The organism is Kitasatospora griseola, from assembly GCF_044999035.1.
Lineage (GTDB): Bacteria > Actinomycetota > Actinomycetes > Streptomycetales > Streptomycetaceae > Kitasatospora > Kitasatospora griseola.
The window spans coordinates 8,174,216-8,197,139 of sequence record NZ_CP173360.1 but is presented as its reverse complement, the minus strand read 5'-3'; the positions used below and the strand labels follow the sequence as shown (position 1 = coordinate 8,197,139).

Here is a 22,924-nt window from a genome sequence, read left to right as displayed (position 1 = left end):
TCAACAGCGAGGAACGGGACCGGACTTGATGAACACCAGCGGGCAGGCCGCGGTCGCCCTGGCAGTGGCGCTCCGCGATGCCCACTTCCGCCTGAAGGCACTGGCCCGCGCCTGGGAGGAGAACGCCCCCGCCGGCGCGGTGCACGGGCGCCGGCCGCTGGGCCCGGCCTGGCAGTACTCGGACCGGCCGGACGAGGCCTCCTACACGGACGGCCTGCTGATCGAGCTGGCGGACGGCCTGGCGCTGCTCCTCCACCTGTCCGTCGACTTCGGCGCCGCCGGCACCGACCTGCAGGCCACCGTCGCCGTCGAGGACGGCGAGGGCAACGTCGAGGAGCTGCTGTCCACCGGGCCCGAGGAGTACCCGGTGAGCGCCGAGGACCTGGCCGCCGCGATCGGGCAGTGCCTGGCCCGACTCGAACGCCTCGACCCTTCGGGGGTGATCGGCGCGCGGCAGCACCCGGGCGCCGTGCGGTCCTGAGAAGCCGCGCCCGGACCGGGAGCGCGGCGAAGCGTGCCCGCTGCCCGGCCGGTCAGGAGGCCGCGGCCGGGAGGAGTGCGTCGAGCAGGCCGGGGAACCGGGCGTCGAGGTCGGTGCGGCGCAGGCTGACGAAGCGGTTGCGGCCGGCCACCCGGGTGGTGGTGACGCCCGCTTCGCGCAGGACGCGCATGTGGTGGGAGACGGTCGACTTGTGGAGGTGGTCCAGGCCGAGGCCGTGCGGGTCGCAGGAGTGTTCGGCGCCGTCGGCGTAGCTGAGCAGCAGGGTCATGCGCACGGGGTCGCCGAGGGCGTGCAGGACGGTGACGAGGTCGATGTCTGCGGTGGCGGGCTGGGGAAGCCGCTCGGTGTCGCTCATGGTGGCGCGTGCTCCTCGGGGCCGGGGCCGGGGCCGGGGTCGGGATCGGAATGGTTTGACAATCATCCACCCATCCTCGAATGTTTGACGAGCGTCCAACTGTTGCATGCATATCCAACAGAGCGTGCAGCAGTGCTGCCGCCCGCACGACGAACCGTTTCCTGCGCCCCGGGGGGCCTTCCCATGCCCGTACGCCTGCTCCTGCTCGCCCTCGGCACCTTCGCCGTCGGCACCGACTCGATGGTGGTGGCCGGCATCCTCGGCCCGGCCTCCGCCGACCTGAAGGTGTCGGTGCCGGCCGCCGGCCAGTTGGTCACCGTCTTCGCGCTCGGCTACGCGCTGCTGGCCCCGGTGCTGGCCACGTTCACCGCCCGCTGGCCGCGCCGGCGCCTGCTGCTGACCGCGCTCGCGGTGTTCAGCGCGGCCAACGCGCTCAGCGCACTCGCCCCCACGTACGGACTCCTGCTGGCCACCCGGGTGCTGGCGGCGGCCGGCGCCGCCCTCTACACGCCGACCGCCAACGCGGTCGCCACCACCCTGGTCGCCCCCGAGCGACGCGGACGGGCGCTGGCCACCGTGCTCGGCGGGATGACGGTGGCCACCGCGCTGGGCGTGCCGCTGGGCACCTGGGTCGGGCGCACCGACTGGCGACTGACGATGTGGCTGGTCACCGCCCTCGGCCTGGCCGCGCTCGCCGGCCTGGCCCTCCTGCTGCGCGACCTGCCCTCCCCCGTCGCCGCCCCCACCCTGCGGGCACGCCTCGCACCGCTGGGCCGACCCCGGGTCCTCGGCGCGGCAGCCACCACGCTGGTGTTCTTCCTCGCCTTCCAGAGCGTCTACATCTACCTGGCCACCGCCGTCTCCGGCGCCACCGGCGGCGACAGCGGCCGACTGAGCGTGATCCTGCTGACCTCCGGCGTGATGTCGGTGGCCGGCAGCTGGCTGGGCGGACGCCTGGTCGACCGCCTCGGGGTACGCCGGGTCCTGGTGGTGGGCTCGGCGGCCGCGGCGGCCGCGTTCGCGGCCCTGCCGTGGCTGGGCCGCTCCATGCCGGGGGCCCTCGGGTACGCCCTGGTGGTCCCGCTCGCAGGATGGGCCGTGTCGGTGGCGCTGCCGCACCGCCTGGCGTCCATCGACCCGGCCAACGCGCCGCTGCTGATCTCCCTGAACAGCAGCGCCCTGTACCTGGGCACAGCAGCCGGCGGCGTCGCCGGTTCGGCGGCGATCGGCCTCCTGGGCGGCCGCTGGTTCCCGCTCGCGGCAGCAGCGCTCGCCCTGGCGGCATGCGCGGTGTCCGCAGCCACCACCCGCGACGAACGCACCCCCCGAACCCGAAACCGCGCCCCGGAACCCGCCCACGCCTGAACAGCACCCCCGCCTGCCGCCTGCGATCAGCGCCGGCTGCGCTCGTCCGACCGACAGGATGACGCGATGGTGCGGCCAGTCCGGGCCGACCACCTCGACGGTCCATCAGTCCTCGCTGGTGGAGTGGAGGCCGCCGCCGAAGAGGCCCGCGATCCGCACCTCGGTGCCGGCGAGCGGCCCGAACCCGGGGCAGGACAGGTCGGGGCCGGGATTCGGTCGGCAGTAGGGTGCGGGGATGAGCACCGAAGAGTCACCGCACCTGTTTTCGAATCACTTCCCCGGGGTGGCCCGGGAAGTCGAGCAGCCGGTGGCCGACCGGTGCCGATGCCTCGGGGCGGATCTGGACTGCCGGTCGGTGTGGTTCCATCCGGAGCGTCAGGACACGTCCGCACCGGGGTGGTTGCGGCTGCTGGAGTTGATCGAGGAGGCGGCGGCGGACGGGCGGGAGGAGTTCGCGCCGCTGACGGAGATGTCCGCGGAGGAGCGGCGGCAGGTGGTGACGCTGCCGGCGAGCATCGGGACGCTGACCGAGGTGCGGAAGCTGGTGCTGTACCGGTCGAACCTGGTGCGGATTCCGGCGGAGATCGGGGGGATGCGCAGCCTGGAGGTGTTCGAGCCGTACACCTCGTACCGGCTGCACTGGTTCCCGTACGAGCTGTCGCGGCTGCCCGCGTTGCGCGGCAGTACCGTCAGCACCCGCGCGCTGTACGGCAATGAGAAGTTCCGGCCGGGGTTCCCGGCGCTGGCGGAGCCGGTCGGCGGCATGGAGCCGGGGGCGCTGGACCCGGGCGTGTGGGGTGCGACGGAGGTCCGGGCGTGCAGCGTCTGCGACGGCCCGGTCGCGGAGCTCCGGCAGGCGTGGATATCCCTGCACGCCTCCGGCGCCGACGTGCTGCCCCTGCTGGTGAACGCCTGCTCGGACGCCTGCCTGGCGAACCTGCCGTCCCCGCCGGAGGACTACGTCCCGACCTGGCACCGCGGCGGCCGGGACTTGGTGCAGCCGCCGGTGTGGTGACGGCCGGTCGGGCCGCCCGCGGCAGGCGCAGCGGTCAGTCGTCCCACGGCAGGCGCAGGGCCTCGAGTTCGGGGTCGGCGAGGAGGCTGCGGTCCTGCGGCCACAGACACCCCCGCCTGGCCCAACACAGCCCGGTGGCGCTGGGCCTCGCCGACTTCCGGACCGAACACGTCGTCACCACCCGCCTCGGCGGGGTGTTCGGCGCGGCCGAGTCCGCCGCCGGTGCAGTCGGTCGGCGGGGCGAGGAGCGGCTCCCGGTCCTCACGGGTTGTCCGGCCGGGGTCGTCCTCGCGCTGGTACATGGCGTTCAGCACCCATGCGGCGTCAGGCATCGCCGACGCCGGGAACCCGGTCGGACCGTCGTCCTGGCACAGTTCGACCAGCCGGTCGAGCGCGCCGGGCGGGGCCGGCGGCCACGGTGCGGCGGTCGGCTGCGTTGCTTCGTTCGTGCCGTCATCCTGGCCGCCGCCCGGGTGGTTCGCGGGGGCGGCCTGGCGTGGACGGCCGGCTCGGACGGGCGGGGAGGGCAGGATCGACCGGGCCGTTGTCCTCTCGCAGAGCCAGGAGTGCCGCCGTGACCGCTACCGAGGAGCCGGCCCGGGCCGAACCGCAGGTGGAACCGGACCGGGCCGAGCCGCGGGTGGAGCCGTACCGGCATCCGGCTGCGGGGTGGGGTGCGGCGAAGTCGGTGACGCGGGTGCTGGCGCGGACGGGCGAGTGGGTGGACGGGCCGCGGGCGGTGCTGCGGATGAACCACGAGGACGGGGGGTTCGACTGTCCGGGCTGTGCGTGGCCGGACGACTACAAGGGCCTGCACCTGGACATCTGCGAGAACGGCATCAAGCACGTCACGTGGGAGATGACGCGCAAGCGGGTCGGGCGGGAGTTCTTCGCGGCGCACACCGTCACCGAGCTGTCGGGGTGGAGCGATTTCGCGTTGGAGGACCAAGGCCGGCTGACCGAGCCGATGGTGTACGACCCGGAGACCGACAAGTACCGGCCGATCGACTGGCAGCAGGCGTTCGATCTGGTCGGCGGGGTGCTGCACGGTCTGGACGATCCGAACCGGGCGGCGTTCTACACCTCGGGGCGGCTGGGCAACGAGGCGACGTTCCTGTACCAGTTGCTGGCCCGTGAGCTGGGCACCAACAACCTCCCGGACTGCTCGAACATGTGCCACGAGGCGTCCGGGCGGGCGCTCACGGCCTCGCTCGGCACCGGGAAGGGCACCGCGGATCTGAAGGACTGGGAGGCGGCCGACGCGCTGTTCGTCCTGGGGGTGAACGCGGCGTCGAACGCGCCGCGGATGCTGACCGCGCTGGCCGACGCGCACCGGCGGGGCGCGCAGGTGGTGCACGTCAATCCGCTGGTGGAGGCGGCGGCGACCCGGACCATCGTGCCGCACGAGTTCGCGAACATGGCGCTGATGCGCGCGACCGCGACCAGCACGCTCAACCTGCAGGTGCGGATCGGCGGGGACTTCGCGCTGCTGCGGGCGATGGCGAAGGCGCTGCTGGAGCAGGCGAGGCACGATCCGCGGGCGCTGGACGAGGAGTTCGTCGAGCGGCACACCACGGGGTTCGCGGCCTACCGGGAGCTGTGCGAGCGGACGCCGTGGGAGGAGTTGGAGCGGCAGAGCGGGCTGAGCCGGGCGCAGCTGCTGGAGGCGGCGCGGGTGTACCGGGAGGCGGACCGGTCGATCTTCTCGTGGTGTCTGGGCGTGACGCAGCACGAGCACGGGGTGGACACCGTCCGGGAGATCCTCAACGTGCTGTTGCTGCGCGGGAACCTGGGCCGGGAGGGAGCGGGGCCGTCGCCGGTGCGCGGGCATTCGAACGTGCAGGGCAATCGGACCTGCGGGATCGACCACCGGCCCGCGCCGGCGTTCCTGGACCGGTTGGCGAAGGTCTGCGGGATCGATCCGCCGCGCGAGCACGGGCTGGACACGGTGGGGGTGATCGGGGCGATGGCGCGCGGCGAGGTGTCGGTGTTCGTCGGGATGGGCGGCAATTTCGCGATGGCCGCGCCGGACACCGAGTTCACCCACCGGGCGCTGCGCCGTTGCGAGTTGACGGTGCAGGTGTCGACGAAGCTGAACCGCAGTCATCTGGTGCACGGGCGGCGGGCGTTGATCCTGCCGTGTCTGGGCCGCACCGAGCAGGACCGGCAGCGGAGCGGGGTGCAGGCCACCTCGGTGGAGGATTCGATGAGCATGGTGCACCTGTCGGTGGGCATGCGGAAGCGGGCGGCGTCCCCGCAGTTGCTGTCCGAGCCGGCGATCGTCGCGGGGATCGCGCGATCGGCGCTGCCGGGGAGTGCGACGCCGTGGGAGTGGTACGTGGAGGACTACGACCGGATCCGCGACACGATGGCGAAGGTGCTGGACGGTTTCGAGGACTTCAACCGCCGGGTCCGGCTGCCGCTGGGGTTCCGGATCCGGCAGCCGGCCCGTGAGCTGGTCTTCCTCACCCCGTCGGGGAAGGCGGAGTTCTCCACCGCGCCGCTGCCGGACGTGCTGCCGGGCCCGGGGACGCTGGTGCTGGGCACGATGCGCTCGCATGACCAGTGGAACACCACCATCTACTCGGACGACGACCGCTACCGGGGCGTCAAGAACCTGCGCACGCTGGTGTTCATGAACCGTCATGACATGCGGGAGCGCCGGCTCGCCGAGCTCGACCCGGTCGACATCGTGGCGACCGCCCGGGACGGCTCGACGCGTGCGCTGCACGGCTACCTGGCCGTCCCCTACGACCTGCCGCGCGGCTGCGCGGCCGGGTACATGCCGGAGATGAACGTGCTGTGCGCACTGGGCGACTACAGCAGCCAGAGCGACCAGCCGATCATGAAGCACCTCAATGTGACGATCAGCCCCGCCACCGCACCCTGACGATCAGCCCCGCCGCCACCACGCCCTGACGGTCCGCCACCGCCCCCGCGCGGGGCGGGCCGCCCGGTCCGCGAGCAGCGCCCGGCCCTCGAACCGGCCGCCGGGCACCTCGATCGGCATCTTCCGGTCTGCCTCGGCGAACAGTTCGGCGTGCGCCGCGTAGGAGGTACCGCGCACCGCCTCCTCGTAGGCGGCCAGCATGCCGCCCACCGCGGCGGAGGCTCCGCGGTGCCGCCGCAGGGCCTGCCCGGCCAGGCCGAGCAGGGTCAGTACGCCGGCCAGCACCGCCAGCGCGATCAAGTAGGGCAGCATCACCGCTCCGTCGTCCGTCCGACCTTCGTTCCGTCCAACGTCCGCGCCGGGAGCGGCAGTTCCTCACTCGTCCGCGGAGATGCCGAACAGTTCGGCGCACGGGGCGAGGCCGGTGAGCCCGATGTCGGGGCGTCGGGTGGGCTGCCAGTCGGCGCGGTCCAGGCGGAAGCGCTGGGTGAGGGCGAGTTCGCCGTGGCGGTTCTCGCGTTCCACGCCGTCGGGGAGGTAGCCGAGCTTGCGGGAGATCGCGACGGAGGCGGCGTTGTCGGTGAACGAGGCGGAGATCGCCGACTCGGCGGCCAGGCCGGCGAAGGCGAGGTGCAGCATCGCGACGCGGGCCTCGGTGCCCAGGCCCCGGCCGTGGTGCTCGATGCCCAGCCAGGAGCCGGACAGGATCTCGCGGCGGATCGCGAACTCCTTGGCGCGCAGCGACTGGACGCCGACGGGCCGGCCGTCGGCGAAGACCACCAGGACCAGCGCCCACTCCTCGGGCGTCCAGTCGGCCTGGGACCGCCAGTGGGCCTTCAGGACGGAGCGGGCCCGCTCGACGGGCGTGCCGTAGGACCAGGTGGAGCGGAACGGGCGGGTGCCGGGCTTGACTACGCCGCGGGCGGCGACCTCGGCCAGTTCGGCGAGTTCGGGTTCGGTGGGCAGCCGCAGTTCCAGGCGCGGGGTGCGCACGCTCAGTCCGGCGAGCGGCCAGTGGTCGGTCAGCATCGCTTCAGTGTGCCCGTCGCGGGGCACGGGGGTCGGTCGTTTTCCGGGCACTCGCGAAACCCCGGCGAGAGCCTGGCCGGGGTGTCGCCGGGGCATCGCACTCCGCCGGCCCGGTCGGTTCCGGCGGACGGCCGGCCCGTCCGCCATCCTGCCGGCGGACGGGTCGGAGCGACGGCGTGCGGCGGGGTGCCGAGCCTCGATCATCTCTCGTAGGCACGGGCCGGGTCGGGGCTTCGTACCTGCGGTCCCGGATCGACGCTCCGTCAGGGAGCGGAGCCGAAGGGGACATTGGGTCGGTCCCGAGCCGCTCGTCCGAACCGACCCGTCACCGGACCGGACTCGACCTCGTGGTCGCCCCCGGTTACCGATCAGGAACTTGACAAGATTTGTGGTCTGGACCAATGTGGCGATCGGCAGCGGCCGCGACGCCTTCCCGGCGCCGCCCTTCCCCGCCGCATCCCCTGCCCGGCCCTGCTGCGGCGGCCACCGTGCCCGGTCCGGGGCGCATCCCGCCCCGCCTTCCCGTGCGGGGCCCCCGTTCCTCCTCCTTCCGCCCGGCTCCCTGGAGGGGCTCTCTATGTCCGTACCGTCCCGCCGCTCTCACCTGTTCCGGGCCGCGAGCGACCGCCCGTACTTCAGCGCCGACGGCGAGTCGTACCTCGCCCAGCACACCCTGCGCGAACTGGCCAAGTCCCGTCCGCTGCGCGTGCTCTCCCGGGAGGACTTCGCGCACTGGCAGACCTACGGCTACGTCATCGTCCGGGAGGCGGTGCCGGCCGAGCACGCCCGCCGGATGCTCGACTTCGCCTGGCAGTTCCAGGGCCTGGACCCCGAGGACCCGGACAGCTGGTTCACGGACCGCCCGTTCCGGTCCGCACTCGACCAGCAGCTGCACGTCTACGGCTTCGTCGAGGCGTACCACCACCAGCTGCTCTGGGACAGCCGGCAGCACCAGCGGGTCTACGACGCCTTCGTGGACATCTGGGACTGCGAGGAGCTGTGGGTGACCCTGGACCGGCTCAACCTGAACCCGCCCAACCGCGGCAACCGCGACCGGGCGCTGATCGACCCCGCCGGCCGCGGCCACGACGTCGAACTGCACTGGGACATCGACACCACCCTCGGCGTCCCGCCGCAGCGCGTGCAGGGCATCATCGCGCTCAACGAGACCTCGCCGGAGACCGGCGGCTTCCACTGCAGCCCGGAGCTGTTCCGGCAGTTCGAGCCGTGGAGGCTCGCCCAGCCGGCCGACCGCGATTCCGTCCGGCCCGACATCGACCGCGCCGAACTGCCCGTCGTCCGCCCCGACCTGCACCCCGGCGACCTGCTGATCTGGAACGGCCTGCTGGCGCACGGTGTCGCGCGCAACCGCTCCGAGCAGGGCGTGCGCGCCGTGCAGTACCTGTCGATGATGCCCGCGCTGGAGGAGCACGAGCGGCTGCGCAAGTCCCGCGTCGACTCCTGGCGCCACCTGCACACCCCCCGCTGGAACCGCACGCTGGTGGGCGACCCGGTCCTGCCCGAGTCCAACCGCTACCCCACCGCCCGACTCACCGAACTGGGCTCCAAGTTGCTCGGCCTGGCCTCCTGGCACGAGCCGATCGCCATCGACACCGCAGCGACCCGGTGCGCCGCCCCTGCCTGACTCTGCCCACCAACCGGTCCGCTCCCCTGCCGTACGCGTCGGCTTCGACTAAGCGGCGCACGGGGCACGGGAGTTCGCCTTCCGGGCCGGGTTTCCTGATGCCGGACTCCTCCCCTGACGCGGCATGCGCCGGGCACGCCGCGGTGCAGACGGCGCTGCCACCGACCCCGGGGTGACCCACCCGGTCGCCGCCGACCAGGTCCTACGCTTCTCCGCCGGGGCCGACCCGGCCCGGCTCCCCCTGCCGCCGGCCCTTCCGGCGGTCCTCGCCCCGACGTGCCGTCACTCCCCGACCAGCAGGCTTCCGAGCGCGGTGCGGCGGTGCAGCACCGCCTTCCCGGCGCGGGCGGTGGAGATCAGCCCCGCACCGCGCAGGGCGGCGGTGTGGGCGGAGACCGTCGCGGCGCCCGCAGGCGGCGGGCCAGTTCGGTCGTGGTGCGGTCCTCGGACAGCTGGTGGAGCAGCTCCGTGCGGGTCGGCCCGATCACCTTGGCCAGCGCCTGCGGGCCCGTGGGGCCGCCGGGCTGCGGCGGGAGGCCGGGCCCGGCCGGGTAGGTGAGCACCACCGGGCGGTCCGGCAGGTCCGACAGCAGCGGCCCGCCGGCCCCGTGGAAGCTCGGCAGCAGGAGCAGCCCGCGCCCGTCGAGGCGGATCTCCCTTGGCGCGCCCGGCAGTTCCCAGGTTCCGCCGCTCAGCCGGGTGCCCGGTAGCAGCCCCGCCAGCAGTGGACCGGTGCCGGTCTCGGCGAGTTGCACGGCCCGCTGCACGAACTCGGCGCGGTGCAGGTCCTGCACCTGCTCCCACACCGGTCCGAGCAGCGCCTCGAACGCCGCCCGCTGCGCCCGGAGGACCAGCCGCCACGCACCGGCGTCACCGCGCCGCAGCTCACCGATCCACGCCGGAACGGGCGTTCGCGTGTACACACGTTCCAACTCGGCGGCGACCACCTCGGCCGGCGTCGAGCGGAGCTGTTCCAGCGCGTCCGGCAGCGAGTCCGTCACCACGTCCAGGAAGCTCGGCGGCCGCCCGGCAGGGACGAGGTCCGCGAGCGGCAGAACCGCCTGCGGCAGGGTGCGCAGCAGCCGTCGTCGCCAGACGCCGTGGAGCAGCTCACCGTCCTGACGGCACATCATCCCGAGTGCGACGTTCAGTTCCTGGAGCGGCGCGGGCCTGGGCGCGAGGCGGACCCGGGTGAAGTCCTCCGGCGCGAAGTGGATCCGGATCACGGTGCCCCCTTGGTGTCGGCGGGCGCCATCCTTGAGCCCAGAGCCTCAAGGATCGCCGCCGTCCGACCCGGCGGGCCACCATGCCGGGCATGACCCCCGACTTCCCGATCGGCCGACGCTCCCTGCTCCTGGGCTCGGCCGCACTGACCCTGAGACTCGGCGCCCGACCTGCCCGCGCTGCGGCTGCGGCCCCCGGTGACGTCGTCCTCACCCTGCCCGCGCCGACCGGCCGTCACCCGGTGGGGTGCCGGTCGGTGTACCTCGTCGACACGTCCCGGCGTGATCCCTGGGATTCCTCCGTCCCCGTACGGGAGTTGATGCTGACCTTCTTCTACCCGGCCCGCGACGTCACCGGCCTCGCCCCCGCCCCGCAGCTGCCACCGCCGACCGCGAACGCGTTCGGCGACCAGCGACCGTTCCTCCCCGTCCCAGCTCTCGTCCACCATCCGGGCCGGGTGCGGCAGGTGCGGTGCCTGCGCGGACCACCAGTAGCCGACGGCGCGCAGCTTCGTCACAGGGCTCGGGCCAGCGACTCGAGGGAGCCCGGCGCGTCGGGGCCGACCGGCGTGAGGACGACGGTGGTGGCGCCGGCGGCGTGGCGGGCGGCGATGGCGGCGCGGGCCTGGGCGGGGGTGCCGGCGACGGCGAGGGCGCGGACCCAGTCGGCGGGCAGGGTGCGGGCGAACTCCGGGCCGTCGGCGGCGGCCTCGCGGTGGGCGCGGAGTTCGGCGGCGAACGGGAGGGGCGCGAGGTGGGCGGCCCAGTCGGGTTCGCCGACCGCGGCCAGGCCTTCGCGGACCCGGTCGAGCGCGACGTCCTCGTCCTCGTCAACCGCTGCGGCGTCGTAGGTGACGACGGTGGCGCCGGGGCCGAGGTGGCGGCGCGAGCTCTCGATGTACGCGGGGGCGGCGGGTTCGGCGAGCAGCAGTCCGTCGGCGACCTCGCCCGCCACGGCCTGCGACTTGGGGCCGCGGACGCCGAGGATCACCGGCGGCGCCACCTCCGGGAGCTCCGTCAACTGCACGCCCGCGCACTGCACGTAGCGTCCGTCGGCCGGGCCGGGCTCGCCGCGCAGCAGGGTGCGCAGCGCGGTGGTGTACTCCTTGAGCAGGGTGACGGGGCTGGCCGGCCAGGCGCCGACGGCGCGCATCCAACCGGGCATGCCGTGGCCGATGCCGGCGACCACCCGGCCGGGGTGGAGCTGGGCGAGGGTGGCGAGTTCCATCGCGGCGAAGCACACGTTGCGGGCGCCGGCGGGCATGATGCCGATGCCGACGGTGATCCGTTCGGTGACGGCCAGGGCCGTGGCGGCCTGGGCGACGCCGCCCCGCCAGCCGAGGTCCTCGACCACCCACAGTTCGTCGAAGCCCAGCTGCTCCGCCCGGCGCGCGAACGGGATCAGGTCGCGGGCGGGCAGGTCGCGGGGCAGCATCACGCCGACCCGGCCTCGGGCGGTGGCGGTGTCGGGACCGGGCATCGAGGCTCCTCACGAGGGGGGTCCGCGCGACGGCAGCCGCAACAACCCCACCGTCGGCACGGAAATCCGGTGATCATACCGCCAGCCCGTCCCCCGTCCCCCGTCCCCCGTCCCCCGTCCCCCGTCCGTCCCCACGCCCCCGTCCTGTGTCCCGGCCGACGCCCTGTCAGTGCAGCGCAGCCCCAGCCGGCTCCGCCACGACCGACTGGTCAACCACCGCGACGGGCGCCTTCCGGTCGGCGGCCCACGACCCGGCGGCGATCAGGAACCCGATCATCGCCAGGCCCGCCCCGACCAGCGTGGGCGACGTCCAGCCGAGACCGGCCGACAGCGCGACTCCGCCGAGGTACGCACCGCCCGCGTTGGCCAGGTTGAACGCGCCCTGCACAGTCGCGGAGGCCAGCGTCGGCGCCCTGCGGGCCTTCTGGATCACCAGGGTCTGCACGGTGGGCACGGCCGCGAACCCGGCCATGCCGATCAGCACCACCGTCACGGCGGCCGACCAGCGGGCGTGCGCGGTGAGCGCGAACAGCGCGAGCGCGCCCGACATCGCGAGGAACGCGGCGCACAGCGACGGGCGCAGCGCCCGGTCGGCCGCGTAGCCGCCGATGACGTTGCCGAGGGTCATGCCGACGCCGAACAGGGCGAGGATCAGGGTGACGGAGGAGTCCGCGAAGCCGGCCACCTCGGTGAGGGTGGGGGTGATGTAGCTGTAGCAGGCGAACAGTCCGGCGCAGCCGAACACCACGGTGGCCAGGGCGAGCCAGAGTTGTCCACTGCGGAAGGTGGAGAGTTCGCTGCGCAGTCCGGCGCCGGGGTGGGTGGGCAGCTGCGGGACGAGGCGGGCGATGGCGGCGGCGCCGAGCAGGCCGATGGCGACCACGACGAGCATCGCGGCGCGCCAGCCGAGGTGTTGGCCGAGCAGGGTGGCGGCGGGGACGCCGATGATGTTGGCGACGGTCAGCCCCGAGAACATCACGGCGACGGCGCGGGCCCGCAGGTGGGGGGCGACCAGTTCGGCGGCGGCGACGGCGCCCGCGCCGAAGAACGCGCCGTGCGGGAGTCCGGCGATCAGCCGGGCCGCGGCGAGGAAGCCGAAGGTGGGGGCCACGGCGCACAGCAGGTTGCCGGCGGTGAACAGCGCGGCCAGGCCCACCAGGACGGCCTTGCGGGGCAGTCGGGCGGCGCCGACGGTGAGCAGCGGGGCGCCGATCACCACGCCGAGCGCGTACATCGAGATCAGCCAGCCGGCTTTCGGGATGGAGACCTGCAGGCTGTCGGCGATCTGCGGGAGCAGGCCCATGGCGGCGAACTCGGTGGTGCCGATGGCGAACGCGGTGATGGCGAGGGCGACGAGCGCCAAGGGCATGGGGGTGCTCCACAACGGGGATCGACGGGGTCGGCGGGCTTGGCCGGGTGTGGCGCCGACGGTATGTCAACGTTGTCAGCGCCACCCGATCCTACCGGCCCCGTCGCCCGCCCCGGTGGCGGTCGGGCGACGGTCGGCTGTCGCCCGGGTGTCAGCCGGTGGTGCGGGCGAGCCAGGCGTGGGTCTCCTCGGCGGGCAGCACCCGGAGGAGTTCGACCCGGCCGGGCAGCATCGGGAAGAACCGGTCGGCGTTCCAACTGCGCGCGTAGCTCGGCTCGTCCAGCACCAGCAGGCGGTGGCCGTCGACCACGGGGATGTCGTCGGGCGTGCCCTCGTTCCAGATCCGGGTGCCGTCGGCGCCGAACAGTTCGAACGCGCCGGTGGCGACGGCGCCGCTGCGGCTGCCGTCGGCGGGCGCGGGGTCGCCGGCGAGGTGGACGCTGTCCGCGGACGGTGCGGTGCCGGGGAGGTGGCCGCCGCCGATCAGCACGTGTGCGAGCAGGGTGTGCAGTTGGAAGTTGTCGCCGAGGCCGCCGATCCGGACCTGGTACCCGGTGCCGGTCGGCCGGTGCAGCACCAGCAGGGGCTCGTCGTCCAGGACGGCGAGCATGGACGACAGGCACTTGAGGTCGTGCTGTTCGAGCGCCTCCAGCTCCCGGGAGAGCGGCAGCAGCGCGGCTCCGTGCCGGCGGCGGACCTCGGTGCTGCGGCCCAGCACGGCCAGCGCGGGCGCCTGCCACTGCTCGACGGTGCACCAGGCCTGGGCGAGCCGCAGGGCCTGGTACTGGTCGTCGCCGACGCGGGCGAGCAGCGCCTCGTCGATCGATTCCTCGTCGGGCTCGGGGAGTTCGTCGGGGCCGGTGGCGCGCCAGCGGGCGGCGAACTCCAGTGCGGCGGCCAGTTCGTCGCGGACCTGGGCGAGGATCGGCTCCGCGCAGGCCGCGGCGTCGGCGCCCTGCTCGACGCAGAACCCGGCCGTGGTGGCCAGCATCGCCCGCGGCCCGATCGGCGGGAACAGCGGCAGCAGCGCGGCCAGTCGCGGTCCGGCCGCCGCGAACTCCGCCGGGTCGTCGGCGGTCTGCAGGGCCTGGATCACGGCGCCGAACGCCTGCTCGGTGCGGTCCCCGTCGCGTGCGGCAACGCCCTGTTCCAGCTCGGTCAGGGCGTCGGCGAGGCCGGAGGACTTCTCTCGTCTGAAGATCACTGGCGCACCTTAGGGCACTTCTCCGACACCCTGTCGGCCGAGGGGGGGTTGAAATTCGTTTGCGGACGGCGGGGCGGGCCGGAATCATCCGGACGATGAACGAACAGCTTCCCGAGCGCTGGACCAAGGCGGGCGTCTATCCCGACATGTGGGTGGACCCGGACGACGACCCCCGCGAATCGGCCGGTCCGAGCCCGGACGGCGAACTCGCCACGTTCCAGGACTACCTGACGAACTACCGGCTGACGCTGCGGATGAAGTGCGACGGCCTGTCGCCCGAGCAGCTCGCCACCCGGTCCGTCCCGCCGTCGACGATGTCGCTGCTCGGCCTGCTCCGTCACCTCGCCGAGGTGGAACGCGACTGGCGCAACTGGATCGCCCCGGGCGAACCGGCGCCCAAGCTGTACGGCGACCCGGACGGCGACTTCGAGGGCGTGCGGCCCGAGCAGTCCGCGGTGGACGGCGCCATCGCCGACCTGGAGCGCGAACAGGCCGCCACCGACGCCGAGTTCGCCAAGCACCCCGACATGGCCGCCCGCATCGGCAGCGTCCAGGAGCCGGCCCGCAGCCTGTGGGTCCACCGCATCGAGGAGTACGCCCGCCACTGCGGCCACGCCGACTTCCTCCGCGAACGCCTCGACGGCCGCACCGGCCAGTAACCCCCCATGACCGGCGGTGCCCGCCCCCCACCGGGCACCGCCCGCACGCCGTCCGCGGCACCGCCCGCACTCCACCGGCCACGGTGCCGACCGCCGGGCCGTCCGCCGGACCGGAAAACCACGTGCGCCCTGGCCGCCCCGGCGGTTAGCGTCGGGCGTTTTCGGGATGCGGGCGCGATCCGGGGTGGAGCGGGATGAAACAGGTAGGTCGCCTGGGGCGGCAGTTCGGGGTGCTCTGGTCGGCGTCGGCGGTCTCCACGCTGGGGGACGGGATCGTCGCGGCGGCGGCCCCGCTGCTGGTGACGTCGCTGACCAGGGATCCGGTGCTGGTCGGCCTGGCGGTGTTCGTCCAGCAGGCGCCGTGGCTGCTGCTCGCCCCGGTGAGCGGCGTGCTGGTGGACCGGGTGGACCGGCGGCGGCTGACGGTGGCGATGAACGCGGCGCGGGCCGCGCTGACGGCGGTGCTGGCGGGCGCGGTGTTCGCGGGGGCGGCCTCGCTGCCGCTGATCTACACCGTCGGCCTGCTGCTGGGCAGTTGCGCGGCGCTCGGCGACAACGCGTCCTCCGCGCTGGTGCCCGCTGTCGTCCCGTCCGAGCAGCTGCCGCACGCCAACTCCCGGATCTTCGCCGCCTATTCGGTGCTCAACAAGCTGTGCGGCCCGCCGCTGGGCGCGGCCCTGTTCGGGGTGGCGGCCGGCCTGCCGATGGCGGTCGACGCGGCGAGTTTCGCCGGCGCGGCCGCGCTGCTGTCGATGCTGCGCCTGCTGCCGCGCGACGAGCCCGCACCGCCGGCCGCCGTGCCCCGGCTGCCGATGCGCCGTCAGCTCACCGAGGGGGCGCGCTGGCTGTGGGGGCAGCCGGCGGTGCGGACGCTGACGCTGGCGCTGTGCCTGATGAACGTGACGCTGATCGCCGGGTTCTCCGTCATGGTGCTGTACGCCCGTGAGCACCTGGGCCTGTCGGCGTTCGGGTACGGCGTGCTGATGGCGTCCGGCGCGGTGGGCGGTCTCGTGGGGGCGGTGCTGGCGCCGCGCCTGCAGGCCCGGTTCTCGTCCTCGGTGCTGCTGCGGGTGGGCCTGGTGCTGGAGACGCTGACGCATGTCGGCCTGGCGCTGGCCGGTTCGGCCTGGGTGGCGGGCCTGGTGCTGGCGGCGTTCGGCGTGCACGGCGCGGTGTGGATGGGCGTGGACCGGACGCTGGTGCAGCGGGCGGTGCCGAGCGAGCTGTTCGGCCGGGTGATGAGCGTCTTCATGGCGCTCGCGGTGGGCGGCTCGGCCCTGGGCGCCCTGATCGGCGGCCCGCTGGCCCGTGCCTTCGGCCTGACCGGCCCGTTCTGGTTCTCGGCGGTGGTGATGGCGGCGCTGACGCTGTTCGCCTGGCGCCCGTTCAGCCGCTCCATCGACGACCACGAGCCCGCCGGGGCCGTCCCGGAGCGTGCGGCCGTCGCGAACTGACGGCCCTGTCTGCCACCGCGCGCCGCCCCGGCTGCGGTATATCTCGTGCGGGCAGTGGCGGCGAGCGGGGCGAGGTGGGTGCGGGTGATCCGGCGGCGGGTGCTGGTCTCGGGCACGGTGCAGGGCGTGTTCTTCCGCGACTCCTGTCGTCGGGCGGCGGCGCAGGCCGGCGTGGTCGGCTGGGTGCGCAACCTGCCGGACGGGCGGGTGGAAGCGGTGTTCGAGGGGGACGACGCGCCGGTGGCGGAGATGGTGACCTGGATGCGGCACGGCCCGCCCCGGGCGGTCGTGAAGCACGTCGAGGTGGTCCCGGAGCCCCTGGAGGGGCTGCTGGTGTTCGCCATCACCGACTGACCACCCGGGCCCCGCGGCGGCCGGCCTGTCACCGACCGGCGGCCCTCAGCCGGCGGACGGCGCTCCCTCGTACGGCCACACCTCGTCGGGCCACACCCGGGCGAACCAGTGGGGTTGGACGTCGCGCAGCCGCATGGTGGTCCACCGCGTCGGGTCCGCAGGGACGGGCACGCCGACCTCCACGTCGGGCCCGTAGGCGAACAGCCGCTCCTGGCAGACGCCGCACGGGGCGAGCACCCAGAACCCGCGGCCTTCGTCGGCGGCGGTGACGCACACCGAGGCCACCACCCGGCGGCCCAGCTTGTACGCCTCGCAGATCGCCCCGGTCTCGTGGCACAGCCGTACCGCGTTGTTCGGCGGCTCGGGCGCGGTGCTGGTCAGCACGGTGCCGTCGTCGAGCCGCAGCGCGGCCGCGCCGGCCCACTCCTGCCCGGGGAAGCGACGGCTGGTCAGCTCGATCGCGGCGTCCACGAGTTCCTGGTCGATGGCCATGATCCGAACGTTACCGGAGTGTGAAAACCCTTTGCGACCGGCTTTCGGGCTTGGCCACACTCCGCCCCATGACCAAGCAACCGGACGACTCCAAAAGGGATCTGAAGCTCTATCTGCAGGACGCCCGGGAGGCGGTGCTGTGGAAACTGGAGGGCCTGTCGGAGTACGACGTCCGCCGCCCGGTGACGCCGTCGGGGACGAACCTGCTGGGCATGGTGAAGCACCTGACGGGCGCGGAGGCCGTCTACTTCGGCGAGACCTTCGACCGTCCCTTCGAGGGCGCACCGGGCCTGTGGGTGGCGGGCGCCGCCGAGCCCAACGCCGATCTGTGGGCCCGCCCGGAGGAGAGCCGCGAGACGCTGATCGCCGAGTACCGCCGGGTCTGGACGCACGCCGACGCCACCGTCGACGCCCTCCCGCTCAACGCCGTCGGCCGGGTCCCGTGGCCCCCGCACAGCCGGCTCGCGCTCGGCCGGATCCTGCTCCACGTGGTCGCCGAGACGCAGCGCCACGCCGGCCAGCTCGACGTGGTCCGCGAACTCCTCGACGGCGCCACCGGCCTGCGCCCGGGCGACCCGGTCCTCCCCGACGTCTCCCCCGACTGGTGGCCCGCCCATCACGACCGGGTCGAGCGGGCCGCCCGCGCGGCGGCCCGCGCCGCGGGCGAGTCCGTCCCGGAGTGACAACGCCACCGGCCGCCCTCGCGAGGGCGAGTGGCGGCCGGCGGAGGTGTCGGGGCGTCAGCTGTCGAAGCCGAGGCCCAGGGTGTCCATGGTCTTCAGCCACAGGTTGCGGCGTCCGCCGTTGCGGTCGGCGCGGTCCAGCGACCACTTGGTGATGCCGATGCCGGCCCAGCGGACGGGCTCGGGCGGGAACGGCAGCGGCTTGCGGCGGACCATCTCCAGGGTGGTGCGCTCGGTGGGGTGGCCGGCCAGCAGGTCGAGCATGACCTCGGCGCCGAACCGGGTCGCGCCGACGCCGAGGCCGGTGAAGCCGGCGGCGAGGGCGACCTTGCCGTGGTACGCGGTGTCGAAGAACGCGGAGAACCGGGTGCAGGTGTCGATCGCGCCGCCCCAGGCGTTGGTGAAGCGCAGGCCTTCGAGCTGCGGGAAGGTCTCGAAGAAGTGCCGGGCGAGGGTCTGGTAGGTCTGCGGCCGGTGGTCGTACTCGGAGCGGACCTTCGCCCCGTAGTGGTAGATCGCGTCGTAGCCGCCCCACAGGATCCGGTTGTCGGCGGACAGCCGGTAGTAGTGGAACTGGTTGGCGCTGTCGCCGATGCCCTGCCGGCCCTGCCAGCCGATCGAGGCGAGCTGTTCGGCGCTGAGCGGTTCGGTCATCATCGCGTAGTCGTACACCGGCACGGTGTAGGGGCGGATCCGCTTGACCAGCGAGGGGAACACGTTGGTGCCGAGCGCGACCCGGCGGGCGAACACCTTGCCGTAGGGGGTGCGCACGGCCATTCCGGGGCCGACCTCGGCGATGTCGGTGGCCTTGGTGTGCTCGTAGATCCGGACGCCGAGCCGCTCGCAGGCCTGCTTGAGGCCCCAGGCGAGCTTGGCGGGGTGGAGCATGGCCACGCCGTCCTTGTCCCACAGCGCGCCGAGGTAGGTCGGGGAGTTCACCTGGGCGCGCACCGCGTCGGCGTCCAGCAGTTCGTAGTCGCCGTACTCCTTGGCGAGTTCGTACAGTTCGGCGAGCTCCTCGACCTGGTGCGGCTCGGTGGCGACGTCGAGTTCGCCGGTGCGCTCCCAGTCGCAGTCGATGCCGTACTTGGTGACGGCCTCCTCCATCAACTGGAGGTTGCGGGCGCCGAGCTGTTCGAGCGCGGCGAGCTCGTTCGGCCAGCGCTCGAAGCCGTTGCCGAGGCCGTGGGTGAGGCTGGCGGCGCAGAAGCCGCCGTTGCGGCCGGAGGCGGCCCAGGCGATCTCCTGGGCCTCGATCAGGACCACGTCGCAGCCGGGGTCGCGTTCCTTGGCGATCAGCGCGGTCCACAGGCCGCTGTAGCCGCCGCCGACGACCAGCAGGTCGCAGCGGACGTCTCCGGTGAGCGCCGAGTTGGCCTGCGGACGACCGGGGTCCTCCAGCCAGAACGGGGTGGGCTTGGCGTCCCGCAGGGCGTGTACGGGGTCCATGTTCTCGGTTCCTTGCCTTGGGAGGGTGGCCGGCCCGGCCGTGGGGGCGGTCGGGCCGGCAGCTGTGCCGTTGTGCGGCGGTTATCGGTCCTCGTTCTCGGCCGCCTCCGGGCCGAGGTTGATGGTGTAGACCTTGCGGAGCGTCTCGTGGACGGTCCAGGTGGTGCGGTCGCCTTCGCGCAGCACCGCGAGGTCACCGGGGCCGACCTCCAGGACGGGGCCGTCCGCGAAGGCGACGGTGGCCCGGCCGCTGAGCACGACGAACATCTCGTCGGCCTCGGTGTCGGTGACCACGCCGGGGGTGATCTGCCAGATCCCGCGGATCTGGCGGCCGTCGGCGGACTCCCAGACCACCTTGCCGGTGACCTCGGGGGTGCCGGAGACGATCTGCTCGGCGTCGAGCGGTTCGGGCTCCAGCTCGGCGTCCGGGACGTGCAGGGCGAAGCTGTTGATCATGCCTCGACGCTATCCGTTCCGGTGGCGGTGGCGGCCTTGTCACTGTGTGCCGAGTCCCGCTGCGACCCTGACAGCCCGTAGACCTCGCCGGGCACCGTCCCGTTCGCGACGGCCCGGTCGAGCGCGGCGGACTGCTTGGCGGCCTTGCGCAGCGACAGCAGCGGGTAGAGCACCAGCGAGATGCCGACCACGATCAGGCACAGGACGACGGCCTTGGCGCCTTCCTCGTCGTACTGCTCGATGGCGGCCCAGACGCTGACGGCGGTCAGGCTGACGGTGATCAGGCCGATGCTCCACCAGCCGCCGGGGATCTTGTAGGGGCGCTCCAGCTCGGGCTCGCGGATGCGCAGCATGATCAGCGCGGCGACCTCCAGCAGGATGCCGATGTTGGTGAGGAAGACGTCGAAGATCACCAGGTTGCTGAAGCTGGAGAAGCAGAACAGCGCGTAGATGACGGACGATCCGATGATCGACGCCATCGGCATCTTGTAGCGCCTGCTCTCCTTGGAGACCCACCCGGGCAGGTAGCCGTCGCGGGAGAGCGCGGAGGGCAGCCGGGAGTAGGAGGCGAGCAGCGCGGAGAACATCGCGACCGAGGCGAACAGGCCGCCGATGGTGACGGTGTACTGCAGCCAGGGGCCGGCCAGCTGGCCCGCGATGTCGGAGAACGCGCCGTCCTTCCAGCTCTTCCAGCCGTTGTCGCCGTCCGCGCCGACCGCGAGGGCGCCGAGCGAGGGCAGCAGGTAGCCGACGATGATCAGCAGGACGGCCCAGAACAGCGCCTTCGGCAGGTGCTTCTTCGGGTTCTCCATCTCGCCCGCGACGGTGGAGACCGAGTCCCAGCCGGAGTAGTTCCACATCACGATGAACAGGCCGGAGCCGAAGGCGTTCCAGGTGGACTGGCCCTCCTCGGCGGTCAGCTGGGAGACCGGGTTGATGCCGTCGGTCAGCAGGTGGTAGCCGCCGATCGCGGTGAGGATCAGCATCGGGGTGAGGCAGATGATCGCGAACACCACCGAGGAGTCGCCGACCCAGCCCGCGCCCATCAGGTTCAGCAGCGTGAAGATCACGATGACGCCGACGCAGATCACCCAGTTCAGGTCGATCTTCAGCCCGGCGATCTCGAACAGCACGTGCTCGCCGGGGGCGACCGCACTGATCAGACTGGACAGGTACGAGGTGAACATGACCGGGTAGAGCGCCATGTCGACGAAGCTGCACACCCACTGCAGCACGCCCTGCTGGAAGGCCCAGAACCGACCGAGGCCGCGCTTGACCCAGTGGTAGTAGCCGCCCTCGACGGGGATGGCGGTGCCGAGTTCGGCGCAGACCAGGGCATGCGGAACGCTGTAGATCAGCGGCGCGATCAGGATCAGCAGGATTCCCATGCCGGGCCCGGACGTCGAGAACAGCGGCTCGATGCCGTAGGCGCCGCCCGAGACGCCGAAGAAGATCAGGGCGACCAGGGGAACCAGGCTCACGCGCTTGGGCGTTGCCCACCGGGTCTCCGGCGGGGCCACGGGGATGGCGGTCATTTTCACCTTGGCAATCGGGTGTCGGCACGAATGTGAGGTGCACGAGTCTGGTCGCCACTGTGACGAAGGACAATCATTCAATCTGTCAGACGTCTCGCCACCCCCCTGACACTCTGGCGGGCCCCGCCCAGGATCCGACGGAGCCCGCATCGCCGCTGGTCAGGTGGCGTTAACGATCGTTCACGCGGCGCAACCGGAGTCCGCGAGCACGAAGAAGCCGGCCGAGGTCTCCTTCAACGTGTGAACCACGAACAGGTTCCACAGCCCCATGTTCTGGTTCGAGCCGTTGGCGTACGCGTACCCGCCGCTCTGGTGGGCGCGGCCCGCGGCGACCTGGTTGTAGTTGTTGTCCGTCCAGCACTTCGGCGTGAAGACGCTGCCGGTGGTGGTCGCGGTGACGGCCGAACTCGCCTTCCCCACCGCGCCGTTGGCGTCCACCGCGGCCACCGTGTAGGTGTACCCGGTACCCGCGCCCAGGCCGCTGTCTGTGTACGCGGTGCCGGTCGCGGCACCGACCTGCGCGCCGCCCCGGTACACGGTGTAGGACGCCGCTCCGGCCACCGCGCTCCAGCTCAGCGAGACGGTGGTGTCGGTGGTGCCGGTGACGGCCAGTCCGCCCGGCGCGGGCAGCTGGGTGCCGCCGCCGTTGTCGCCGCCGCTGCCGTCCAGACCCCAGAACAGCCCCGTCCAGTACGACGAGCAGATGGTGTTCAGGAAGTAGGCGCCGGCCTGGCCGCAGTTGGCGGTGCCGCTGCCCGGGCTGACGGGCAGTCCGTGGCCCATCCCCGACACGCTGTACAGCTGGACGGCCGGCCTGCCGGTGCTGTCGTTGTACACGCTCAACGTGGTGCTGCCCGGCAGCGCCTGGGTGACGGAGGCGGTCTGCGGGATGCCCCACACGTTCGTCCACTGGTCGCGCAGCTCGGTCGCGTTGACGGGGGCGACGGTGGTGTCCGAGCTGCCGTGCCAGATCGCCACCCGCGGCCACGGCCCGGTCCACCCCGGGTTGGACGCCCGTACCTTGTCGCCCCACTGAGCGGGCGTCAGGTTCTGGCCGGAGTTCTGGCAGCCGGACGCGGCGGACTGCACGGTGGCGCACTGCGCGGGCAGGCCGGAGGCGATCGAGCCGCCCGCGAACACGTCCGGGTAGTCCGCCAGCAGATCGGCGGCCATCCCCGCGCCCGCCGACAGGCCGGTCACGTACACCCGCGACGGGTCGCTGCCGTACAGCGCCACCGCCTTGTCGACCATCTGCTTGACGGACAGCGCCTCGCCCCGGCCCCGGGTGTCCTTGCTGCTGTCGAACCACGAGAAGCAGGACAGCGCGTTGTTGGTCGCACCGGTCTGCGGGAAGACCACCGCGAAGCCCCAGCGGTCGGCGAGCTGCGCCCAGCCCGAGTTGTTGTAGTAGTCGGTGGCGCTCTGGACGCAGCCGTGCAGCGCGACCACCAGCGGCCTGCCGGTGGCCAGTCCGCTCGGCACGTAGCTGTACATCGCCAGGTTGCCCGGGTTGCTGCCGAACCCGGTGACCTGTCCCAGTCCGGCCGCGGAGGCCTGCGGCGCGCCGGTCAGCATGCCGGCGGTCAGCACCGCTCCCGCCACCAGCGCCTTCGCCCAGCGTCCGATCCGTCCTGCCCTGCTCGTGTGTCGTGCCATGTGGGGGCTCCGCTCTCGATGGCTCTCGGTGTGTGCTCGCACCGGGGTGGGGGGTGGGCGAGCACGGTTGGCGTGAATCATCGGCGCGCGCCGGACGGCCGCCCATGGC

Annotated in this window: 22 protein-coding genes; 9 read left to right on the top strand and 13 right to left on the bottom strand. The window is 73.2% G+C overall.

The window, feature by feature from the left end; genetic code table 11:
• Positions 1 to 28: 28 nt before the first annotated feature.
• Positions 29 to 481 carry a hypothetical protein gene (locus ACI1MP_RS36510; RefSeq protein WP_404870652.1) on the top strand — a complete coding sequence of 151 codons (453 nt, stop codon included), beginning with the start codon at positions 29 to 31 and terminating at the stop codon, positions 479 to 481.
• Positions 482 to 533: 52 nt separating this feature from the next.
• Here the strand turns inward: ACI1MP_RS36510 and ACI1MP_RS36505 are convergent, their stop codons facing one another.
• On the bottom strand, positions 534 to 857 hold the full coding sequence (locus tag ACI1MP_RS36505) for a helix-turn-helix transcriptional regulator (RefSeq protein ID WP_043907255.1): 324 nt from the start codon (positions 855 to 857) through the stop codon (positions 534 to 536).
• A gap of 183 nt (positions 858 to 1,040) precedes the next feature.
• Between ACI1MP_RS36505 and ACI1MP_RS36500 the strand changes: the two genes are divergently transcribed.
• Positions 1,041 to 2,222, top strand: coding sequence for an MFS transporter (locus ACI1MP_RS36500; RefSeq protein WP_380337617.1), 1,182 nt, complete (start codon positions 1,041 to 1,043; stop codon positions 2,220 to 2,222).
• 105 nt (positions 2,223 to 2,327) lie between these two features.
• Here the strand turns inward: ACI1MP_RS36500 and ACI1MP_RS36495 are convergent, their stop codons facing one another.
• Positions 2,328 to 2,465: a hypothetical protein gene (locus ACI1MP_RS36495; protein ID WP_404870651.1), complete on the bottom strand. Its 138-nt coding sequence runs from the start codon at positions 2,463 to 2,465 to the stop codon at positions 2,328 to 2,330.
• A 112-nt stretch (positions 2,466 to 2,577) separates the two neighbouring features.
• On the opposite strand from ACI1MP_RS36495, the gene ACI1MP_RS36490 reads away from it, so the two are divergent.
• Complete coding sequence (locus tag ACI1MP_RS36490) at positions 2,578 to 3,237, top strand: leucine-rich repeat domain-containing protein (RefSeq protein ID WP_380337614.1); 660 nt, start codon at positions 2,578 to 2,580, stop codon at positions 3,235 to 3,237.
• Between the two features lie 613 nt (positions 3,238 to 3,850).
• Positions 3,851 to 6,127 carry an FdhF/YdeP family oxidoreductase gene (locus ACI1MP_RS36485; protein ID WP_404870880.1) on the top strand — a complete coding sequence of 759 codons (2,277 nt, stop codon included), beginning with the start codon at positions 3,851 to 3,853 and terminating at the stop codon, positions 6,125 to 6,127.
• Positions 6,128 to 6,130: 3 nt separating this feature from the next.
• Here the strand turns inward: ACI1MP_RS36485 and ACI1MP_RS36480 are convergent, their stop codons facing one another.
• Both ACI1MP_RS36480 and ACI1MP_RS36475 read right to left on the bottom strand, forming a co-directional pair.
• A complete protein-coding gene (locus ACI1MP_RS36480) occupies positions 6,131 to 6,439 on the bottom strand; it encodes a hypothetical protein (protein ID WP_404870650.1) in 309 nt (102 codons plus the stop codon).
• 63 nt (positions 6,440 to 6,502) lie between these two features.
• Positions 6,503 to 7,156, bottom strand: coding sequence for a GNAT family N-acetyltransferase (locus ACI1MP_RS36475; protein ID WP_404870649.1), 654 nt, complete (start codon positions 7,154 to 7,156; stop codon positions 6,503 to 6,505).
• A gap of 577 nt (positions 7,157 to 7,733) precedes the next feature.
• On the opposite strand from ACI1MP_RS36475, the gene ACI1MP_RS36470 reads away from it, so the two are divergent.
• Positions 7,734 to 8,801, top strand: coding sequence for a phytanoyl-CoA dioxygenase family protein (locus ACI1MP_RS36470; RefSeq protein ID WP_404870648.1), 1,068 nt, complete (start codon positions 7,734 to 7,736; stop codon positions 8,799 to 8,801).
• 356 nt (positions 8,802 to 9,157) lie between these two features.
• Here the strand turns inward: ACI1MP_RS36470 and ACI1MP_RS36465 are convergent, their stop codons facing one another.
• The 4 genes from ACI1MP_RS36465 to ACI1MP_RS36450 all read right to left on the bottom strand — a co-directional run bounded on the left by ACI1MP_RS36465 (position 9,158) and on the right by ACI1MP_RS36450 (position 14,077).
• On the bottom strand, positions 9,158 to 10,027 hold the full coding sequence (locus ACI1MP_RS36465; RefSeq protein ID WP_404870647.1) for an ArsR family transcriptional regulator: 870 nt from the start codon (positions 10,025 to 10,027) through the stop codon (positions 9,158 to 9,160).
• Positions 10,028 to 10,538: 511 nt separating this feature from the next.
• Positions 10,539 to 11,504: an LLM class flavin-dependent oxidoreductase gene (locus ACI1MP_RS36460; protein ID WP_404870646.1), complete on the bottom strand. Its 966-nt coding sequence runs from the start codon at positions 11,502 to 11,504 to the stop codon at positions 10,539 to 10,541.
• A gap of 166 nt (positions 11,505 to 11,670) precedes the next feature.
• Positions 11,671 to 12,873 carry an MFS transporter gene (locus tag ACI1MP_RS36455; protein ID WP_387997497.1) on the bottom strand — a complete coding sequence of 401 codons (1,203 nt, stop codon included), beginning with the start codon at positions 12,871 to 12,873 and terminating at the stop codon, positions 11,671 to 11,673.
• A gap of 151 nt (positions 12,874 to 13,024) precedes the next feature.
• Positions 13,025 to 14,077, bottom strand: a complete 1,053-nt coding sequence (locus tag ACI1MP_RS36450; RefSeq protein ID WP_404870645.1) for a hypothetical protein — start codon at positions 14,075 to 14,077, stop codon at positions 13,025 to 13,027.
• 95 nt (positions 14,078 to 14,172) lie between these two features.
• Between ACI1MP_RS36450 and ACI1MP_RS36445 the strand changes: the two genes are divergently transcribed.
• The 3 genes from ACI1MP_RS36445 (at position 14,173) to ACI1MP_RS36435 (ending at position 16,544) form a co-directional block, all read left to right on the top strand.
• A complete protein-coding gene (locus ACI1MP_RS36445) occupies positions 14,173 to 14,736 on the top strand; it encodes a DinB family protein (protein ID WP_404870644.1) in 564 nt (187 codons plus the stop codon).
• A gap of 194 nt (positions 14,737 to 14,930) precedes the next feature.
• Positions 14,931 to 16,190 carry an MFS transporter gene (locus ACI1MP_RS36440; RefSeq protein ID WP_380337592.1) on the top strand — a complete coding sequence of 420 codons (1,260 nt, stop codon included), beginning with the start codon at positions 14,931 to 14,933 and terminating at the stop codon, positions 16,188 to 16,190.
• Positions 16,191 to 16,274: 84 nt separating this feature from the next.
• Positions 16,275 to 16,544: an acylphosphatase gene (locus tag ACI1MP_RS36435; RefSeq protein WP_404870643.1), complete on the top strand. Its 270-nt coding sequence runs from the start codon at positions 16,275 to 16,277 to the stop codon at positions 16,542 to 16,544.
• A gap of 45 nt (positions 16,545 to 16,589) precedes the next feature.
• On the opposite strand, the gene ACI1MP_RS36430 is transcribed toward ACI1MP_RS36435, so the two are convergent.
• Positions 16,590 to 17,036 carry a cytidine deaminase gene (locus ACI1MP_RS36430; RefSeq protein WP_043907269.1) on the bottom strand — a complete coding sequence of 149 codons (447 nt, stop codon included), beginning with the start codon at positions 17,034 to 17,036 and terminating at the stop codon, positions 16,590 to 16,592.
• Positions 17,037 to 17,104: 68 nt separating this feature from the next.
• Here ACI1MP_RS36430 and ACI1MP_RS36425 point away from each other — a divergent pair, with 68 nt between their 5' ends.
• Entirely contained in the window at positions 17,105 to 17,719 is a 615-nt protein-coding gene (locus ACI1MP_RS36425) for a DinB family protein (protein WP_380337586.1), read from the top strand.
• A 57-nt stretch (positions 17,720 to 17,776) separates the two neighbouring features.
• Here the strand turns inward: ACI1MP_RS36425 and ACI1MP_RS36420 are convergent, their stop codons facing one another.
• The 4 genes from ACI1MP_RS36420 to ACI1MP_RS36405 all read right to left on the bottom strand — a co-directional run bounded on the left by ACI1MP_RS36420 (position 17,777) and on the right by ACI1MP_RS36405 (position 22,815).
• Complete coding sequence (locus tag ACI1MP_RS36420) at positions 17,777 to 19,168, bottom strand: NAD(P)/FAD-dependent oxidoreductase (RefSeq protein ID WP_404870642.1); 1,392 nt, start codon at positions 19,166 to 19,168, stop codon at positions 17,777 to 17,779.
• An 81-nt stretch (positions 19,169 to 19,249) separates the two neighbouring features.
• Positions 19,250 to 19,624: a cupin domain-containing protein gene (locus tag ACI1MP_RS36415; RefSeq protein WP_380337580.1), complete on the bottom strand. Its 375-nt coding sequence runs from the start codon at positions 19,622 to 19,624 to the stop codon at positions 19,250 to 19,252.
• Complete coding sequence (locus ACI1MP_RS36410; RefSeq protein WP_380337577.1) at positions 19,621 to 21,105, bottom strand: APC family permease; 1,485 nt, start codon at positions 21,103 to 21,105, stop codon at positions 19,621 to 19,623. Before ACI1MP_RS36410 ends, ACI1MP_RS36415 begins: the two co-directional genes overlap by 4 nt.
• A 234-nt stretch (positions 21,106 to 21,339) precedes the next feature.
• Entirely contained in the window at positions 21,340 to 22,815 is a 1,476-nt protein-coding gene (locus tag ACI1MP_RS36405; RefSeq protein ID WP_380337574.1) for a PHB depolymerase family esterase, read from the bottom strand.
• Positions 22,816 to 22,924 lie beyond the last annotated feature (109 nt).

Coding starts and splice junctions, on each gene's coding strand:
- ACI1MP_RS36510 (WP_404870652.1), top strand. CDS start 29: ATGAACACCAGCGGGCAGGCCGCGGTCGCCCTGGCAGTGGCGCTCCGC.
- ACI1MP_RS36505 (WP_043907255.1), bottom strand. CDS start 857: ATGAGCGACACCGAGCGGCTTCCCCAGCCCGCCACCGCAGACATCGAC.
- ACI1MP_RS36500 (WP_380337617.1), top strand. CDS start 1,041: ATGCCCGTACGCCTGCTCCTGCTCGCCCTCGGCACCTTCGCCGTCGGC.
- ACI1MP_RS36480 (WP_404870650.1), bottom strand. CDS start 6,439: ATGCTGCCCTACTTGATCGCGCTGGCGGTGCTGGCCGGCGTACTGACC.
- ACI1MP_RS36475 (WP_404870649.1), bottom strand. CDS start 7,156: ATGCTGACCGACCACTGGCCGCTCGCCGGACTGAGCGTGCGCACCCCG.
- ACI1MP_RS36470 (WP_404870648.1), top strand. CDS start 7,734: ATGTCCGTACCGTCCCGCCGCTCTCACCTGTTCCGGGCCGCGAGCGAC.
- ACI1MP_RS36460 (WP_404870646.1), bottom strand. CDS start 11,504: ATGCCCGGTCCCGACACCGCCACCGCCCGAGGCCGGGTCGGCGTGATG.
- ACI1MP_RS36455 (WP_387997497.1), bottom strand. CDS start 12,873: ATGCCCTTGGCGCTCGTCGCCCTCGCCATCACCGCGTTCGCCATCGGC.
- ACI1MP_RS36445 (WP_404870644.1), top strand. CDS start 14,173: ATGAACGAACAGCTTCCCGAGCGCTGGACCAAGGCGGGCGTCTATCCC.
- ACI1MP_RS36440 (WP_380337592.1), top strand. CDS start 14,931: ATGAAACAGGTAGGTCGCCTGGGGCGGCAGTTCGGGGTGCTCTGGTCG.
- ACI1MP_RS36430 (WP_043907269.1), bottom strand. CDS start 17,036: ATGGCCATCGACCAGGAACTCGTGGACGCCGCGATCGAGCTGACCAGC.
- ACI1MP_RS36425 (WP_380337586.1), top strand. CDS start 17,105: ATGACCAAGCAACCGGACGACTCCAAAAGGGATCTGAAGCTCTATCTG.
- ACI1MP_RS36420 (WP_404870642.1), bottom strand. CDS start 19,168: ATGGACCCCGTACACGCCCTGCGGGACGCCAAGCCCACCCCGTTCTGG.
- ACI1MP_RS36415 (WP_380337580.1), bottom strand. CDS start 19,624: ATGATCAACAGCTTCGCCCTGCACGTCCCGGACGCCGAGCTGGAGCCC.
- ACI1MP_RS36405 (WP_380337574.1), bottom strand. CDS start 22,815: ATGGCACGACACACGAGCAGGGCAGGACGGATCGGACGCTGGGCGAAG.